Consider the following 19,525-nt stretch of genomic DNA (forward strand, 5'->3'; position numbering starts at 1 on the left):
TCAGAAGACCTCTGCTGGCAGTGGCTTGCGCAGGCTTTGACCGTCGATGTGCGGCTGACCCTCACGCAGTTACGCAGATTTGCCGGATTTCACTGTTTTCGTTACGCAGGTGCCTCGCCAGACGGACTGATTGCGTAACTGGGTCGCTGAGATGACATGCTCTGCCGGATGCCCAGCTGTGTAACCAGGCGGCAACCTTTGCCGATAATTAAAAAGGGGTTCTAACTTTCGCCTTTGACCCATGTACCACCATAAGCACATCGTTTTCAACGAAATTTGGTTTATTGTATTATGATAAATCCCCCTAATATAGACTCGTTAATTGTATAAACTAGAACTATCACAGTATTACAAGATGATTTTTTCATAGAATGGGCTTAAGAGGTGAAAAGAGATGATTGACAAAAATCAAAAGAGAAAAATAAATAAGCAGATAGGGGCAAGAGTCAAAGCTGTTCGAGAAGCGTCCGCATATACACAAGAACGCTTTGCAGAAGAAATCGGTCTCTCCATACAACATGTATCAAATCTGGAAAGAGGCATTACCGGCCCCTCCATCAGCACCATCATCAAGATGAGCAAAGTGCTGGGCGTGTCCTGCGATTATCTGCTCTTAGGGCGTTCTGGAAAAAGAGATGTTGCTAGAGTTGAATCTCAACTGGATAACTTGACAACTGATCAATTGGTCATTGTAGACAAAGGCATCCGTATCATATTGGAGGCGTTTAAGGTACCTGTAAATGCGCTAGGGGATGGGGCAGAACAGCAGTAGCATCAGGTCACTCAGTTCCAAATTAAAAAGGAGCCGTCTGTTTCAAAGGGCGGCTCTGTTAACTGCTGCAATATCATAAATTGCATTTCTCCTCTTCGCTTTGCAGCGTCCTTGTATACCTGATTGTTAGCACGTGCAGATATGATAATTATTCTCATGACAGAGTCGCGTCTCTCGATTTTGTATACCACACGAATGTCCAGGTTTCGGAATCTGATTTTAAGCAGATTTGTTAAATTCCCACCATCCTGACTGCCTAACGGTTTTCCGTAACCATTCTCTGTAGTTGGTAATGGGTTCTTACTCACTCGTTTAATTCCTTTGATCACTTGCACCCGAACAGCGCCGTCTAAATGTCTCAGGTTATCCACTGCGTCTTCTAAAAAATCGATTTCCCAACTCATTCAAATTCCACATCCTCTGCCGCCTTAAGATCCTGCTCAGATATATCAAACTCAGATAAAACTTCACTAAATGAGTATGTCGGTTTGTCAACGCTCTGCGCAAGCCGCCTGCTTGCTTCCATCAAGAGGTTATACTCCACTTCAATTTCTGCAAGACGTTCATATTCCATTGGAGACAAAATCACCGCAGAAGGCTGATTGTTTTTCAAAACAATCAGTTGTGGTTCCGTGTGCAGTCGATCAAATATCCTTGAAGCCTGGCCTCGGTTAAACTGTGTAATCGGTACGAGGCTTTTTAGCAGCTCCGTTGTCTTTACCATTTTTAGCACCTCCAATCTGTTCTTAATCTTAGTATATACAGATTGAAGAAAAATCGCAATATAATTTACATTAAAATTCATCGTTGAATAGGGATTATAATTTCTTGTCAAAGTCGCTTCCATTCGTACTTTCCCTCATCATATACAATACGCATCTTATTCTTGGTCACAGTACCTTTAATTTTCAAATTCAGGTTCGTATTTTCATGTCATCCTACTTAGCCTGCACTATAATATTCTTTGCCTTTAGTAAATAGCATGTCAATTACATTCCCCGATGTTCGATGGAGCCCATGATACTCATTTTCCCAACAATGTATTCTTGTCAAGAGTCTCACCTGCCGCATAGATATAGTCAGTTACGCCCTCCTTGGTATCATCAAAACGAGCAAAAGTTCTCCCAAAGTACAAAGGGTAGCCTCCTTCTGACAGTTTTTTGAGTGTCTTCGCATTTTTACCAGTCAAAGAGCAAACCTTGAGTTCCCGCTTCAACGTGTCATAGGAAGTGTATTTCCAGTAGTAGACCTTCTTGCCATCTACCTGAGTCTGCTTTCCATCTGGTAAGCGATTCATCTTTCCGGTCTTGAGATTGATGATATATTGTTTCCGGTTTTCTACATCAAATCTTTTTTGACCACATGTCAAGTAACGTCCATATTGACTTTCCGATACAACATGCTTCCTGACTAGCTTTGTCTTCTTTGTTTTGATATTATAAGAATACAGATTGTAATCATACCATCCGCTATCCGTCGCACGGCTGTAATAAATTTTGCCGTTATAGTATGCCGCTACGTTCGCCAGTAATTTGATAGTCGTTATTTTTGTATGTTTTTTTCCTGTATACGTCGTCTGGTAAATCGTCCCCGTCTCATTGCCATTGTTGACCGCATAGAAAATCGTACTGCCATTGGTTATGATGATCGGTGTTATGCTCTTTGTCTTCCCTTTGAAACTTTTCAAGGTTTTGATCGTCTTCCCATCCTTAGACAGCAAAAGCTTTGATCCTGTTCTAACGCCCTGGCTGTTGACCGTGTCCTTTGCCCAGATGTAATAGTTTCCAACCTTTTCTCGCGGAACGCCGTCCAAATCTGCAGTAATGCTTTGATACGGCACCGCTGCCGCGGATACTGTCTGTGGAAAAGAAAAAGCTGCTGTCAGCAGGAGCAAAGTTACAACGATGGTTAATCTCTTTTTCATTGGATACCTCCTCCTTATTTAAAATAATCCTCTTTGCATGCAGGCAGGTTCTTTGTATTCCAACGCATGCCAGTGAATCTGTACGTCTCAGCGCTGACCAAAAAATATCCGCCCTGTGCGTCTACTATGTACCATTTGCCGTCAATTTTCACCTGATTCCACTGGTGATTTGGATTTAACGACTTACTGTTGGCATGTACAAAATAACACGGAATGCCAACGGCATCACAGAGCGCTTTCAACCCTCTTGCATAACCTGAGCATTGCGCTTCACCGTAGACCAAAGAACCCCACGCCGTGTTAGCCTGATTGTACTGCCAGCCCGCATACGCATAAGCACACGTGTTTCTCATAAAGTCATATGCTGCTTCAATTTTTTCGTAATTGCTCATACCGCTCTTGATATAGTTCAACTTAAATCCCTGTACTGCCCGCTTTACATCTTGAAGTTCCTTTATGGACAGGTATGGTCCATAAACAGATCCCTTGCTATATTTTCCCTTTACCGTAGGTGTTTTGGTGCTGACCTTAAAAGGCTTTGAGTAAGCGCTGTAATAAGTCTTTCTATTTGCCACTCGATATGCACGTATACGATAAGAATATAGTTTGCCCTTCTTAGCCGTAGTATCTGTGTAAATCAGGTTTCTGGCGCCCTTCACTGTTTTGACGCGTTTCCAGTCCCCACTCTCTTTTCGATACACGTTATATCCCTGGCTTCCCATGATTCCGTCCCAATACAGCTTTGGCTTGTATGACGAATTAGCATAGCCTTTGAAGATAGTTACATCCGCTCCATCGAGCGCTGGTGAGATGGCTGTCACATTAGAAAATTCTCCACTGTTTCCATCTTCAGTGAACCGAACCTTGTAATAATAGGTTTTGCCGAACTTCAGGGAGCCATCGTAGAATATGTAGATGCTTTCATCTTCACTGCGCAGACACACGATTTTCTTGTTCTCACAATCCGTCTGCCAATAACCGTTGTCCAGGCCTTCCCATATGAGGCTCGCGCTCTGCTGCAAGGTGTCGATGTGCTTGTAGGTACCGTTCTCCTCCGTAGCACGGTAAATTTCACAGTCATAGCCCATCGGTATTTGCAAGGAAAAAGCCGCTGTATTGTAGGCAATGCCCTGGCTCTCCACGATCGTCGGTGTTGGTATCGTCGCAGCTGATGCCGTCATAGTATTGATAACTAGACAAAGCGCGATGATGAGGAATATCGCGGTCAGTCTGTTGGATATTTTAGTCATAAGTTTGCTCCTTTCTGCCAAAATCGTATAATGATAGTAACACCAAAAACTGCGAAGTTCTCAGCGTCTGCCATAAAACTTCGCAGTTCATATCATTATAACTTACTTTAACATTTTTACTGCGGAAAATGGACTGTAGGTGTATTTAGAACCCACTTTCTTATAAGCGCGAACTTTGTAGTAGCACTTCAATCCACCGCCATTATCCCACTGTAATTCATACTTTTTAGGAGGAGTTTTAAAGCTCTGCAATTTTCTCCACGTGTTTGCATTACCAGAAAAACTAAAATAAATTTGATAGCCTGTTGCGCCCTTGACCTTTGTAAACTTTAAGACGTGGCTGCCCTTTCCATTTATCTTCCCCGTATATGCCGTTAATTTAGGTGCTGTAAGAATACTTGCACCAGTGTTTTTTACACTCTTGAATGTAATTTTGTTAGCCTTAGCATAACTCTGTGCTTCCGTTCCTTTTATTCCGTAAATTGTTGCATTTGAGACTTTACGTGCTTCTAAGGTATAATCATCAACTAAGTCATAGCCATATGCTTTGCTACCTATGTTCTGTACTTTTTTTGGTATGGTCAAACTTTTTAGTTTTGTACAACCGCCAAAGGCTTTTGTCCCAATGTTTACTAATTTTGTATTGTTTGCTCCACCATTAACATCTACCTTTGATAAAGAGTTACAAAAAATGAAGGCACCTGTTTCTATGCTTTCTAATGATGCTGGTAACTTTATGGTCTTTAACGATCCGCAGTGATCGAAAGCACCATAAGAAATCATTGTTACAGATTTAGGTAAAACGATCGAATTCAATTTAGCACAATCTTTAAACGCATACCTCCCTATCGATGTAATCTTACCAGCTAACTCGACTTTCTGAATTGATTCTTTATATTCGTCCCACGGTCCATAAGATAATAATCCATCTCCACTAATTTTCAGTACGCCAGTTTCCGGATTGACACTCCAAGAAAATCCTTCGTGTATACCATTAATAGTATTTGCTGCAAACGCTCCGCTCGTTGGTATGGTCACACACCCCAACACCAGTGCTACTGTCAGCACCAGACTCAACAACTTCTTTTTTCTCATGCTTCTTTTCCTTTCTGAAGCTTCACTATTTGCAAGTCAACACCTTAGAAAATTCACTGTACTGATAGCCACCTGTTTTTGACTTCCTATAAGCTCTGACTTTATATTTTGTCCCTGGATACGAATATACCGTTACTGAAGCTTTTTTTGCAGTCGCAGTAGCATATTTATTCCATGTACTTCCTTCATAATCACTTTTAGAATAAACCTCATACCCTGTTGCGCCAGAAACCTTAGAAAATTTCAATGTGAGATTGTTTCCTTTACCCTTTTTCGTCAGAGTCGGCTTTTTCAAAGCACTCCCTTTAGCCGTACCTTTGAATGAAATCCCATTATCTTTCGCATACCAATTTCCATAGGACTGCTTGATTCCAGTAATGGTTGTTCCTTTCACCTTCAGCAATTCGTCACTGATAATACTCCATTCGGATTTTTTATCATTGGTGTATCCGTATGCAAATGCGCCCATCTCAGTTAAACCCCAAGGAATGGTCAGTTGTTTCAAATCATCACAAGCCGCAAAAGCCTTTCCGCCTATGGATTTAAGTTTTGTATTTGTTTGTCCGCCATTTACTTGCACTGACTTCAGTGTCGAGCAGAATATAAATGCTCCTGTTTCTATCGTTTTTAATGATGCTGGCAGTTTTACACTTGCCAATGATTTGCAATGGTCAAATGCGCCATAAGCAATAGTTGTCACTGATTTTGGCATAGTGATACTTTTTAAATTTTCACATCTTCTGAAAGCAAAATCAGGAACCTTCTTAACGGATCCATTGATTACTACCGACTCTAAAGTCTTGCACTCTGCAAATGCTTCATCGCATATACTTTTTATTGTCGCAGGAACTGTATATGCAGTTGCCAGTCCATTGTATTTTACTAATACCTTGCCTAAAACAGCAGCTTTACTCTGCGCCTCTAGCCAAGGGGTTCCATATAATGCTCTATAACCAATAGTCGTTACATTATCTCCACCCTTAATCGTTGTTAGTGATGCACACTGACCGAATGCATAAGTACCAATTGTTGTTACTGATGCAGGAATTGTCACTGATTGCAATGCTCTGTTTCCGGCAAACGCATTATCTTCTATCGCAATAATGCCGCTTGGAATAGTAATATTACTTTCGGTTCCGTTATATGAAACAAACACTTTACCTAATGTACGTACTCCTGCTTTTTCAATCCATTTTGTATCTCTGAAAAAATTTGCTTCTATAGTTTTCACATTTTGTCCACCAGATATTGATTCAAGATTTGTACAATCCCTCAAAGAGCCGTTTAGGCTTTTCACTGTCGAAGGCAATGACAATGCTTTTAACTCTGGAAGTCCTCCCTGATTCCCCCCGAAATTGAATAAACTGAAAGTTACATCTGTAATGCCACTTGAAATCTCAATTTTCTTGACATCACTTCTGATTGTTTTTAGGTCCTCCAATCTCAAATCCAAATAACCTTTCCCTGTAATCTTTAGCGTTCCCGCATTATCCAGTGTCCACTTGAATGTACCGCCTCCGCTGGCAATCTTCCCGCTCTTCACCGCCTGCGCTTTCATCGTAGTGCCCGCATCCACGCTTTCTGCTGCAAACACCCCGCTCGTCGGTATGGTCACACACCCCAGCACCAGTGCTACTGTCAGCACCAGGCTCAACAACTTCTTTTTTCTCATGTTCTTTCCTCACTTTCTATATTCATCCTTTAACAGATCAATAACTTCTTTGTACTCTTTTGGCAAAGCCAGCTCGGGCTTGTCCTGAACCTTCCACCCCAAACTACTCGTCTGTTCTCTGACCGCTTCAAGCCGCAGAGGGATATTCACAGCTGTCTCTGCGCAATACGTCGCACTATCCATATCTCCTGCCTCCTGATACATCTGTATCGCCATGAACAGCATATCCAAATAATCCGTGTATTCGGCAATCTCATACTTTGACAGGCTGATGGTCTTCTCTTTATATTCCATCATCGCCAAAACATCGCCTTGGGCAAAGGCGCTTCGCGCTTTCGCATCCCATGCCAACGCCACGGAATCATTTTGCCGTGTGATTTCATTTGCAATAGACTCCATCTCATCCATATCTGCAGCTTGTTTCAACCCCACAATCTGTAAAAGCGTATTCTTCGGATAAAATGCCTGCGCAAAGTTTTGCTGCCCGAAATAGTAGGCGGCATTGCCCAAACCGCCATAGACCACGACCGCCGCAAGACACAGTGCCGCCGCTGGCAGTAACTTTGAGTATTTCATGTCCCACTCTCTGCCATTTTCCCACGGCAAAAGCGACAACAAAACCATGTATACCGCCATATATTGAAGATCAAAATCCATCAGGGCATGGAGCACCATTACGATAATCAAAAGCCGTTTCCAGCCAGCACTAGTCTTCTTGATGCTGTAGATCATCGCAGCGGCAAAGCCAGCTCCTCCAATCCACCCCACATCCAGGAAGAGTTGAACAAATTCATTATGGGCATGGGTTACGGCGTAAACACCTGTCTGAAAACTCCCCTGGGTAAAGTAGTAGCCCAGATAACCGAGACCAAGTGGATTCTTGGCAATGACCGGCAGCGCATCTTTCCAGTATAGGATTCGACCAAGCAATGTGCTCTCTGACAGAGAAATGTTCATGATTCTTGCAACAGGGCTGCCATTCGTCACTAGCAACACTACAACTGCACAGACAACCAATACAGCAAACATGCTCAGATATGCTTTTCTAATAGCCTTTTCCTTTGTGAAAAGACAACCTGCCAGTAAACTTATCGGCAATAGCAGGTACACCGTCCTGCTTCCTGTCGCCAAAATCCCTGCAAGCAGCACCAAAGCCTGTGCAACGCACTTTTTGTTAAAACGCTTTTGATGCAGCAGATACAGTAGTGCAATCAGCAGGAACAGAGCAAACGTATTGGGATATTGAAAGGTTCCTGCAAGTCTCCCGTTTACAACCAGGTATTCTGACAGTCCTGGCACTAAGCTCCCAGCGGCAGAAAGGAGCACCAGCTCTACTCCGGCCAATGGCAGTACATCGAGAATCTGCTGACGCATTTGTGACATCTGCATAATCAGCACTGAGAATATGCCAATCGGCAGGTACTTTAAAAATCCCAGCAATGCCATTTGAGAGTCTACTGCCCAGATGGTGCTTAACAAATAAAGCAACGGCAATGCCGGGAAGAAGAACGCCAAATAGTTCTTCTTCCATCTGAATTCTTTGTTTCTCTTTACTTCCCTCCACAGCAATAGCAACAATGCGACACTCAGTACACAAGACTGGTATTCGTAGTAAATGCCGCTGCATATTAAACTCAAAAGAATAACGAAATACATGAAGTCTATTCCTTCCTAAACTGCCATTTTTAACCCGTCATTTATACGAGATTTTGAAAGGATACACTAGCGAAACTTTAGTGTTTTCACCGCAGACCATTTTGTATAGATTTGTTTTCCGTTAATTACTCTTTTCCCCCGAATTTTGTAAGTGTATTTTTTCCCATTAACAAGATTTCGGGAATTGTAGTAGCAACGACTTTGTCCGCTTTTCGTTGTGTAAACTTTTTTATATTTGCCTTTCTTCCCTTCTTTCCTATAAATTTCGTAAGAATCCACTATATATCCTTTTTCTTTTTTCCAAGATATTTTGACAGTATTGTTTCCTATTTTTTGTACTTTGGCTGAAACTATTTTTGTTTTTTTCACCCCATTAGCCAAAGTATTTATATGTTTTTCGAATTTATCCTTGCTAACTAAGACCAATTCTTCTGATCCATTTGAGATAAACTCATAATACTTTCCGTCAGATTTATTTGCATAAGTTCCTTTAAGCGCTCGGTATTTCCCTGACGCAGAAACATCTACCACAACGATATCTTCTGACAGCATGTTGTCTGGCACCTTAAGACCTATTTTCTTTTTACTATGGCTTACGCTTACTCCATTATTCTCTATTGCGACATAATAACTTTTACCACCATCTTTAAGAAGTTTTTTAGCAAAGTTACTATTCTTTGGAACCTCAAGATCAACAGTAACTTTTATAGGCTTCTGTTGTGCCGTGTAGGTTTCGATTTCATTTCTATCAAAGTCTAATGTTACACCATTTAATTTAATTGAAACGCATGCATTTGTATGTGCATATACTTTTTCAAACACCTGATTCAAGCCAACAACACTGGTTATTGCTTTCTGCTCCCTGTTCTCAACTACCAGGATCACTTTTTCTGCCTGGATTTTACTAGCATTTTTCAATGTCATACTCAGATCAAGATTTGCAAGATTTGCAATATTATCATTGGTTTCAACTTTCACACTCGTAAAGGTATGGTCGTCTTCAATTCCTGTAGTAATTTCAGATTCACTTTTATCGTTATCACCAGAACCAATGCCAATATTACCGCTACCCTGAAATATCTGTGGAACTGTGTATTTTACTGCTTTGCTTTCGGATGCAAAGTTTCTATCTGTTGACTTTGTTCTTATCCATAAGGTATATGTTTTTCCTTCCACTACCGAATAAGGAAAATGGTTTGTTCCCCATTTGCTGCCATCAAAACTAAACTCGCAATCGATAAATTCACTAATATTCGTCACCCTTAACTGATTGTTCGTAACATCAATTTTCATTTCCGCTGAAGGCGCTTCTGGGCGTTTAGGAATGCTTATTGTCTGTGGGTCACTATCTATATGATTAGAATCGCTAGCTTTACAAATTACGTCTACCGACTTTCCCAAAAGACGCTTAACCAATGCTACCTCTCCGTTAACATTAGCCACATACATGGTACCATTAATATCGTATTTTTGATTAGGTATTAAATTTTCCAAGGTTTCATTTACATAATTAATGGTCGACTTTGGAGTCTGCATTCTCACTGGAACATTTTTGGGTATCGCTTCATTTTCACTGTACCCACAAATTGTGCAGTTTCTTTCCTTCTTTCCCTCTTCATCAACCGTAGGTACCTTAACAATCTTCCACTCACCGTATACATGCTTTTCAATAGCCGATCTGTTCCCGCAGCTGCACTCTTTATAATGCATATCTTTGTCATAATACCAGTTTTGGCTGTATATATGGCTATGTGATGACTCCGTTACTATAATCCTGCATTCAGTCTTAACTTTTCCATAATAATCCTGTGCAGTAATTGTTACCTCTCCCGGTGCTATTGATTTAACTAATCCAGATTGCGTCACTGTTGCTATTCTTTCATCTGACGATGACCAATAAATATTTTTAATCGTTGCATTAGCCGGAAGAACTTGTGCGGTTAATCCCAGTTCGCCAGACTCTTCAATGGTTGCCTGATTCAAGTTTAATGTAATTTTGCTTACAGGCGTTACAATGGGTTCCACTGATTGATCAAGTTGATAAACATATTCAGCCCACATCTCAATCAAATCTTTCCCTTCGTACCAAGGTCTTTTTCCGCCAAGACTGCCTAGCGTCTCAATAATTCCACTTGCCAAATAGTTGTCTCTTGCCGCTAAAATTATAAGATCTGACTGTGGTTCCCATGTCATTTTAAATATGGGGTTATCTTTACTATCATAGCCCTTTCTCCAGGACAAATAACTTCCAAAATACGTATAACGATAGTAATACTCTTCTTCATATGCAGAACAAATCAAATCTGCGGTAGCATGCATACTCCCTATCCATCTATCCCAAAAGTCCTTCGCCTCTTCGGCAGATTTGGCAGGCATTTCTGCAATTTTTTTAAAATTTTCCACATCGTCAATTAAGGTTTCTGAAATGTAAATACCCATCTTTTCAGCGCAAAGACCCGAAAAATAATCAATTATCTGGTTCGTTAAACTTGTCGATACCTTGGCGGTTATATCTGCAAGAGGGTTTATTCCCATAAGCGGATTTTTTTCGTAATCTTTCCAAGTCTCCACTAAGGTCTTAGTTGCTCTTTCATTAAAAAATTGTATTTTTTCAGATGAATTTTTGATGTAACGATTTATGCAGTCATTGATGAATAGCAATGTTGATAGTTTATATAGATTCAATTCTTCTTTGGATGAAATATCAATTGTTCCCGTTATCAATTGATATATTTTATCAGTCTCTAAAAAATGATCTGTCAACCGCTCTTCGTTTACATTATACAAAAACCCCAAGAAGCTCCTTGCAGTTTTCTTATCTAAAACTGGCAAATCTACACCTGAATCAAGTTCCCACTCGCACACGAAATAGTATCCAGTGCCACCCGCATCACCTGACAATCTCCTGTCATCCCATTCGGGAGCTCTCATTATTGCAAAATGCTCTGTTCCCTCGTATCCTCTGCTAGGTTCATTTTGCATCCAATTAGAATAATCAAATGGCTCTCCTGTTACCCATTCATATTCACCAGAATAATAATCCGTAGCCCCAATCCAAATATGATTCCACCAATTTTCTCCTTGTGCTACAATAAAATCTTGTTCTTCCTTACTATTTATAGTAACTAAGTGTCCGCCTAATTCTTCACAAAAATGTTTGGCATCTTCCCAATTCATTTTGACCGTATACAATTTATACCTGTTGCCTCTAAATGAGACTGCATCTTCAGGAATTTCTTTCGTGTTTCCTTGTCCATTTTGAGCAGCAATCTCTTGTGCAAAAGAAACTACAGAAAAACTTGAAGTAAATAAAGCCAATGAGAGAAACACAATCAGTGCTTTCCTTCCCAATTTCATCATGATTTTCTCCTTTTCTATTTAACCGCTATAACTTTACTAACAGACCACTTCCCATAATAATTCTTACCTTGAACAGTTTTATACGCACGTACTCTAACATAGTATTTCTTTTTGGATGATAGCTTCGTGATTTTTCTCGTTGTTTTCGATACACCGACAATCTTCGCACTTTTTGAAAAGGTGAACTTCTTTGACTTGCTCCACTGAACTTGATACCCTGTTACTGAAGATACTTTTTTCCACTTTATTTGCAAAGATTTTTTCGCTAAAGACTTTGCAGATGAAACAGTCACCTTCTTCGGGACAATGTTGAAATAGATAGTCCTCTGACCAGTGTATTTCCCCTTACCCTTCAACGTAATCGAGGCCTGTCCAATCTGCTTGTTATTGGAATAGGCGACCGTATAATCTTTGTTCTTCTTCAATGTCTTACCATTGATAACCAACCTTGGTGCTGGCTTAATTATTTTTCCAGTGTAAGTATATGACTTGAAGGAAGTTGTCGGCTTCGCATATTGCAAGTCGTATTCTGAGGCTCCAACAACAAATGCTTCTGCACCACTGTAATTTTCTCTCGCTCCGTAGCTTATCAATAACCCACCATTTTTATCACTTGTCTTCTGTCCAATATACAGCAAATTGTCACTAGCAAGCGGCTCCTCACTGTCACGATCTTTCATTACATAAAAGTTATACAAAGTGTTTTTTCTCAGCTTTTTATAAGACTTTGTCTGTACAGTAGTTGTGGCGTTTATGACTGCACGATTCAACGCTGTAGTTGATACATCCGGGGTCTTTGTCGATTTAGATGATAATGTTGTCTGTACAACAGTTGAAGACGCCCCCTTGGTATTGCTTGACGATAAAACAGTTATCTTCGTTGGTTTATAACGGCTTGTAGTTGTACCATCTCCTAACTGTCCATATGAATTGTCCCCCCAGGTGTACAGGCTTCCATCTTTCGTTATCGCTGCACTTGAATAATCGCCAAGACTGACAAATGCAACATTTGCCATAATCTTTACTGGTTTATATTGATTTTTCTTAGTTCCTGTTCCTAATTGACCCTTGGAATTATCCCCCCAGGTATAGAGATCACCATCTTTGGTTATTGCCGCACAATGGTTTTCTCCTACGCTTACTTTTAAAATATTGCTCATTATCTTCACAGGAGTTGGTTGTTCTGTAGTTGTACCATCACCAATTTGGCCTTTATCATTTTTGCCTCCCCATGTATAAAGATTGCCGTTCTTTTTAACTGCGGCCCTGTTCCAACTACCTACAGCAACTCCGGCCACATCTTCCATCACTTTTGTAGGCGATTTGTTTTCAAGGTCCTTCTTTGTGCCCATATAAGCTCCCCAGGTGTACAAATCTCCATCTTTTGTCACTGCTGCACTAATGCGATCCGCAATACTAAAACTTTTTACATTATCCAATACTTTTATCGGAGTATATATTGATTCCCCATCAGTTTCAACACCAAGACAGCCACTAAGATTGTCATATCCCCAGCAATACAGATCTCCGCATTCCAAAAGTGCGGCACTATGGGTAACAGCTGTTTCGACCTTCTTCACTTCATCCAGCACTTTCACTGGAACATTACATGGGTTACTAGCCTGTCCTATCCCAAGCTGTCCATCGCTATTTCTTCCCCATGCGTAAAGGCTTCCATCATTTTTAACTGCAGCACTATACCAAGTTCCTGCACTGATATCTGTAATGCCTTCCATTATTTTAATTGGAATCAGACTATCTACACTTGTCCCATTTCCTAAAGCACCATAATAATTCCAACCCCAGGTGTACAAATCCCCATTTTCCATGACTACAGCGCTATGATCAGCACCCAAGCTCACCTTATATGCTCTGGTTTTTTTATTCTCTTGAATTTCTGATTCTTGCTCTCTCCCCATCGTAATCACAACATTCTTCGTATCATCATTTACTGTCACATTCTGCGTTACATCAGCATACCCATCTTTCTTCACAGTAATCGTCTGTGTTCCATTTGACAGCACAATAACGACAATCCCTTTGGAATCGGTAGGAACACCATTGATCATCGCACCCTCAATTGGATCACCATTTTCATCTACTACTGAAATGGTAACATCATGACCAAGCTTCGGGTCTTCATATAAAGTAATATCCACATTCATAGGACGATCATAAACATTAATAGTTTTCTTTGCATCCTGGTATCCTTTTTTTGCAACACTAATATCATGTGAACCATTTCCAAACCATAAAACAGCCATACCTTTAGCATCGCTTATCTTGCTTCCATCAATTGTCGCTCCTTCAACGGGTTTGTTATTTACATCCTTAACGGTTGCAGCCACCTTATATTGTATATGTGGACAGTTACCCAATCCAAATTCATTGTGAAAAAGAGAATAATAGAAATCTGTAATTTTGAAAGAACACTCAAAAAATTTAGCTTCGTATTTCAGAATTTTCAGAAGCTCAACTCCATAAGTCAAATCTGCCTTAAAGTTTATTTTACCATCTAAGCAGGCTGAACAATCATGTTTTTGAGAATCATTAGAGGTATAAGGAGTATCAGCTGCACTAATTTCAACACCGCCTCTAGCTTCGAAATTCACTGATACGAGAACATCATCTATGACATTTACAGCCGGCTTTAAAGCCAGTCCTATAAACACCGTTCCCTCTACTTTCACCTCAGATTCAACTTTAGGTTCGCCATTGAGGCTCTTATATCCACCATCACTACTATATACGCCGCCATAAGTACTTTTGATCTTCCCTGCGAAATTAATTTTTCCACTAAACTCTATTACAAATTTAGGCTTAACAGAGATATTTACACACGGAATCGGTTGAAATTTCACATTTGCTAGTTCTATATCATGTTTTAGTTTACCTGATACACCTATACTTGTTTCGATAATAGAGTCAAACTTTAATTCAACATATTTGTAATTTTTTTCAGAATACAACTTGAAGGTTGATTCTAATTGCAGACTTAATTGCCCAGAAATTTTTATTTGTCGATTATCCTCCCCCTTAATCTTCTTGTCGAACCCAAAAGCCATTGATCCAGAGCCTTTTCCTTCAAAATCAATTACTTTTGCTTTCATATCTGATGGAGACTGGACTCGTCCCCCTTTTGTAATGCCGTTATAAGAAACTCCTTCCTGTAATTCAGAAGCATCAATCTCTGCATCATCTACTGTGTTAGTAGTGTCAATCTTTACATAGTCAAACACCTCGTTCAGGCTAGTGTCTGTTCCCGTTATTGTGGCTGTAGTTCCTAAAATCTTAATTGATCCTACTTTTACAATTAACGTCTCCCCATTTTCGTATTGATATGAGAAAATGTCGCCCTTTTTCAATGTAGATATGGCTTTCGAGATTTTCTCGAAGACATACTCTTTCTTCTTATCATCTGCTTTTTTGACGATATTTTGATTATCTTTCTGCTCAATTAACTTTGTGTCTTTATCGTAAACCGCAAAGTTATTTTTTTTATCATTGTCAAAATTAACAACTTGATCACTTGCAAAATCATTCGTTGTTTTTAGAAAGAACTGACTCATTTTCTGTGTATAATTCGGCGACTCATACGCAGTGCACAATGGCTGCAATTCCTTGCTTTCTATCAGATATGCCCGAAGATAAAAATATTTGGGCATATTGTTCGTATCAACAGTAACAGTTGTTTCTGTATCTCCTTTTTTAACATCTTTTTTTCCAGACGCAAGCATTCGGGTTCCAGCTTCATCATAAATCGCCACTAGCAAAGTACAATCCTTTATGGTTTCAAAAGAAATTGACGCTTTTTTCCCCTCCACTTCAACGGCATATATGTTGCATCCATTATTTTGATCCTGTTCCGTCTGTTTTGACATAATTGCTTGCGAAATCAAATCGCCGGTTGAATCTGATCCCTCTGCGGAAATATCATTTATCATACCTTGTGAATTTTGCAGCACTTCCTCAGAAGCCGTCCCATTTTCCGTTGCCATAACTGGTGATGGCGTGAAAATCATGGTCATTGCTAGTATTATAGTTAGCAGAACCGATAGCCCTTTTTTCATTTGAATATTGCTCCTTACTTAATCAAAAACATCGCATAAATTGGTATCTTCTGTCTGCCGCTGTCGCAGTAGCAACAGGCAGTTTATTTTCTTCTATTGCTTATACCTTTATTTTCTTCACCTTACTGAACTTCCCATAGATATACTCTCCGTCGCTGTTCTTGCTGTAGCCACGAACTTTAACATAATAAGTGCCCTTGCCCAACGGTCCTACTGTGAAGGTGCGACCTTCAGAAACGTATTTTGATGCACCTTTGAGCTTAGAATTTCTAGCAACATAAATCTGATAGCCTTCTGCATAACTGGATTTCCCGAGTTTTAAATAGATACTTCTATTTCCGAACCAGTCTTTCTTTGTCCTTTTGATCGTAGTGATTTTACCCTGAGTCGGTGCCTTGGTTGTAGATGCGGTTAAGGTGTAGGTGCCGTTATAGTAATCACTCACCATCTGTACATAATAGATTCCTGCAGGTAATTTATAAATCTCCTTCAGAGTTCCTTTTTTCGTGTTATCGTTCCAATCAGTATAAGCGCGATTCACCTCTTCACCATCTGCATTGTAGATATATATCTTTGAATTTTTAATCTTCGATGGAACTGTAAATGTGATATTACGCTTTGTCGGTACGCTAATTTTGTAGAAATCCGTATCGTCACCAATAGCAATCATTCCGGTCACTTTCTCTCCAAGTTTCAGTGGCTGTGCCTGTTCTAAAGTATTGTTAGGCTCTTTTTCCGTGCTTCCAATATCCTTATAAGCTTGGTCAAAGGAATACTTTCCGTCATAATAAGTTCTCAGAATTTCAATATAGTACGTCCCTGTCTCTAAAGGAAATTCTATTGATTCTGTACCCATTCTTAAGTTATCGTTCCACTCACAATACCAATCCTCTATTTCGTTTCCCTCTGCATCAAGCAATTTAAAATAGATCGTTCTCATATAAAACTTGAAATTATACTTCATCATGCCTGGCTTTGTTACATCTAGCTTATAAATATCGATTTCATCATTTGAAGCCTCTGATACAATTCCACTAACTTTTGTATTCAATGGAATGCTGTGGGCAGATGCGACAGTATCATCAAAAGTGACATCCGTATTATTTAATGCAGCCGTATTGAAGCTTAAGCTGTAATTTCCATCATCGTAAGCACGGCATACGCCGATATAGTAAGTGCCGGGATTTAAGTAGTATGTATACTTTTCCGTTATCTGGTTCGTATCATCGTTGGCATAAATATATGAAGATGCCGTTTCATTGCCGCCAGCATCAAAAATTTTCAAATTCACTCTGTAAATATGACTAGTAAAAGTCACTTTCAGTTCTACTGAGCTGTTACCAGACACCACATATTTGTAATAATCATTTTCGTTGTCCTGATTGATCGTCCCCTTTACTGTCCCGCTTGTCCCGATACTGGTCGCACCGGCCAGTAGATTTCCATCATCTGCCCATGTGGGTACCGCTGTTGCAAGACAAAGGCAAAAAGCGCATACAAAGCACACCAACTTTTTCATCATTCTTTCCATACTGTCCATCCTCCAATTAAATATCAAATTTTCCGACACTTTTATTATGCCACATGTAACCTGCCCTGTAATTAACCCAGGTTAACACTTGACCTTCTTCCAACAAAAAAACAGGAGTTTTCACTCCTGCTCTCTGCGGGTTTCTATTTTTTTGCTGTCTTTTTCTCAGATATGGTATCCCCCCCCCCCACGCAGATTTCTGCGTAGGCGGCTCAGGGTGACCGGCGTCATCCCCAGAAAGGACGCAATATCTTTGTGACTGACAATGTCAATCAGACCTGGATAAGTGTCAAGAAACCACTGGTACCTCCCCATGGCATCATATTTGTATAAAATCTGCTTAAGTTTCAAGTGTTCCTCCAGGGAGTTCACTAACAAGTTATTATACACGTATACTAATTCCGTATATTGCTTTAGCAATGCTTTAATCGTTACAATCGGTACACGGACACATGTCATATCCGTTTCCGCTACCAGACTGGTTTCCGCTGGAGAATCTAAATCATGGCAAGCCATGGCCGGCATGCCGCAACGACAGCCAAAACACTCAGTTACTTCTTTTCCATCGACGCTTTCGTAATATCCTCTGCAAATGCCCTCCACCAAAAAAGCAATAGACGACTGTCTCTGCCCTCTTTTTACTACATGTTCCCCCTTTTTCAACTTTGTAAAGACCGATACGCTGCACAATTCTTTCAAGAGTTCTTCATTTGTAATCTTCAGCGATTCGGTAAAAAAATCTCGCAGTGTCATTTCAGCGCTCCTCCTTCCCGCAAAGTCCGGCGCAGGCGGCTTAAACTCTCCGGCATCATACCCAAAAAAGATGCGATATGCTTATGGCTGACGATATCTATCAGACCAGGGTACTCCTCAAGAAACCATTGGTAACGCCCCATGGCATCAAATTCCTGCATGACTTTTTTGATGTTGTCATGTCTCTCAATGCCTTGTATCAGCATAATGTTATATGCCCGTTGCAGCTCGAGATATGTATCATTTAATTCTATGATTTCCTTAATCGGCAGCTGCAGACATTTGCTGTCCGTTGCGGACTCTATGTTGATCTCAGAAGCCAGATCCAGCCTGGTGCATGCCATGGCCGGCTCTCCGCAACGAAACCCCAAGCAATCAGTAATTTCTTTGCCTTCGACGTTCACATAATACCCTCTGAAGACACCCTCCAAAATAAAATTGATATGTCTTTGAGGTTCTCCCTGCCTTACAATCCGTTCTCCCTTCTTAAAATATGCAATCTTTGATAAGCCGCTCACCCTGTCAATCAAATCAATATCCGTTAGACCAATCACTTCACTAAAAAATTCTCTCGCTTCCATCTTATATAACCTCGTCATATTCTTCTTAACATATGTTTATTTTAACTGAGCTTACTAAGAAAATCATTAACATAGGTTAACGTTATACACTATTCCTATAATTTTTTACAATTTTACTGAATTCATTAATTTTTTATAAGAATAGCTGGTGTGACTGGCTTGAGTAAAATATAAATCAAATTCTAAATGCAAAACCCCCCTGCGTCCGATTCCACCTAGGAATTGGAACTACAAGGGGGTTTTTATTTTTTATTTTACTTCCATCAATTTGCCAGTCGCTGTGTCCATGACATAGCCGTAGATGGTGACGTTATCAGGAATCAAAGGGTGATGCTCCAGCAGCTCCACGCTCTCTCCCACTGCGGTGAATACGTCTTCAAAGCCGCCCAGCCACTTGTCAAAGTCCACGCCGAAGTAATTCAGGTTCTGGATGACCTCTTCGCCGATACCGCGTGCCTTCATCTTATTGATCATATCCTCTACGTCCATATGCTGTACGCCGCAGTCAGTATGTCCGATGACCATGATGTCCTCAACGCCCAACTCGTAGATGGCGATCAAAAGGCTCCGCACCGCACTTCCAAAAGGATGGACGATTGTTCCGCCGGCGTTTTTGATAATCTTGGCATCGCCGTTTTTGATGCCCAAAGCTGCCGGAAGCAACTCGATCAACCTCGTATCCATACAGGTAACGATGGCCAGCTTCCGTGCAGGATATTTGCTCGCCTCGTAAGGTTTGTACTTTTCTTTGTTTACAAATTCTTCGTTATGTTCTAAGATTTTATCAATCATTCTGTCACCTCCATGAGGAACAGTATACCACAAAAACTGGCAGACGGACACCATTTCCGATGACCGTCC

Annotated in this window: 14 protein-coding genes; 1 reads left to right on the forward strand and 13 read right to left on the reverse strand. The window is 40.4% G+C overall.

The window, feature by feature from the left end; all coding sequences use genetic code 11:
* Positions 1-394: 394 nt before the first annotated feature.
* Positions 395-772 (forward strand): helix-turn-helix domain-containing protein, encoded by a 378-nt coding sequence (locus tag ACMQ5W_RS12055; protein ID WP_419025377.1) that lies wholly within the window; start codon positions 395-397, stop codon positions 770-772.
* 11 nt (positions 773-783) lie between these two features.
* Here the strand turns inward: ACMQ5W_RS12055 and ACMQ5W_RS12060 are convergent, their stop codons facing one another.
* The 13 genes from ACMQ5W_RS12060 to ACMQ5W_RS12120 form a co-directional block, all read right to left on the reverse strand.
* Positions 784-1,176, reverse strand: coding sequence for a type II toxin-antitoxin system RelE family toxin (locus ACMQ5W_RS12060; RefSeq protein WP_419025378.1), 393 nt, complete (start codon positions 1,174-1,176; stop codon positions 784-786).
* On the reverse strand, positions 1,173-1,496 hold the full coding sequence (locus tag ACMQ5W_RS12065) for a type II toxin-antitoxin system Phd/YefM family antitoxin (RefSeq protein ID WP_419025379.1): 324 nt from the start codon (positions 1,494-1,496) through the stop codon (positions 1,173-1,175). Before ACMQ5W_RS12065 ends, ACMQ5W_RS12060 begins: the two co-directional genes overlap by 4 nt.
* Before the next feature lie 300 nt (positions 1,497-1,796).
* Entirely contained in the window at positions 1,797-2,696 is a 900-nt protein-coding gene (locus ACMQ5W_RS12070) for a hypothetical protein (protein ID WP_148493953.1), read from the reverse strand.
* Positions 2,697-2,710: 14 nt separating this feature from the next.
* Positions 2,711-3,946: a transglutaminase domain-containing protein gene (locus ACMQ5W_RS12075; RefSeq protein WP_419025380.1), complete on the reverse strand. Its 1,236-nt coding sequence runs from the start codon at positions 3,944-3,946 to the stop codon at positions 2,711-2,713.
* A gap of 102 nt (positions 3,947-4,048) precedes the next feature.
* Positions 4,049-5,041: a leucine-rich repeat domain-containing protein gene (locus tag ACMQ5W_RS12080; RefSeq protein ID WP_419025381.1), complete on the reverse strand. Its 993-nt coding sequence runs from the start codon at positions 5,039-5,041 to the stop codon at positions 4,049-4,051.
* A gap of 25 nt (positions 5,042-5,066) precedes the next feature.
* Positions 5,067-6,713 carry a leucine-rich repeat domain-containing protein gene (locus tag ACMQ5W_RS12085; protein ID WP_419025382.1) on the reverse strand — a complete coding sequence of 549 codons (1,647 nt, stop codon included), beginning with the start codon at positions 6,711-6,713 and terminating at the stop codon, positions 5,067-5,069.
* A gap of 9 nt (positions 6,714-6,722) precedes the next feature.
* Positions 6,723-8,369, reverse strand: coding sequence for an O-antigen ligase family protein (locus tag ACMQ5W_RS12090; protein ID WP_419025383.1), 1,647 nt, complete (start codon positions 8,367-8,369; stop codon positions 6,723-6,725).
* A 66-nt stretch (positions 8,370-8,435) separates the two neighbouring features.
* Complete coding sequence (locus tag ACMQ5W_RS12095; protein ID WP_419025384.1) at positions 8,436-11,729, reverse strand: lectin-like protein; 3,294 nt, start codon at positions 11,727-11,729, stop codon at positions 8,436-8,438.
* Between the two features lie 14 nt (positions 11,730-11,743).
* Positions 11,744-15,799, reverse strand: coding sequence for a fibronectin type III domain-containing protein (locus ACMQ5W_RS12100; RefSeq protein ID WP_419025385.1), 4,056 nt, complete (start codon positions 15,797-15,799; stop codon positions 11,744-11,746).
* A gap of 100 nt (positions 15,800-15,899) precedes the next feature.
* Positions 15,900-17,330: a T9SS type A sorting domain-containing protein gene (locus tag ACMQ5W_RS12105; protein WP_419025386.1), complete on the reverse strand. Its 1,431-nt coding sequence runs from the start codon at positions 17,328-17,330 to the stop codon at positions 15,900-15,902.
* A gap of 165 nt (positions 17,331-17,495) precedes the next feature.
* The gene (locus ACMQ5W_RS12110) at positions 17,496-18,083 is read right to left on the reverse strand and encodes a Crp/Fnr family transcriptional regulator (protein WP_419025387.1); all 588 of its coding nucleotides are present in this window, start codon (positions 18,081-18,083) and stop codon (positions 17,496-17,498) included.
* Entirely contained in the window at positions 18,080-18,664 is a 585-nt protein-coding gene (locus ACMQ5W_RS12115; RefSeq protein ID WP_419025388.1) for a Crp/Fnr family transcriptional regulator, read from the reverse strand. Before ACMQ5W_RS12115 ends, ACMQ5W_RS12110 begins: the two co-directional genes overlap by 4 nt.
* Before the next feature lie 249 nt (positions 18,665-18,913).
* Positions 18,914-19,456: a beta-class carbonic anhydrase gene (locus ACMQ5W_RS12120; RefSeq protein WP_148493946.1), complete on the reverse strand. Its 543-nt coding sequence runs from the start codon at positions 19,454-19,456 to the stop codon at positions 18,914-18,916.
* Between the last annotated feature and the right edge of the window lie 69 nt (positions 19,457-19,525).

The organism is Emergencia sp. (assembly GCF_048465375.1).
GTDB lineage: Bacteria > Bacillota > Clostridia > Peptostreptococcales > Anaerovoracaceae > Senimuribacter.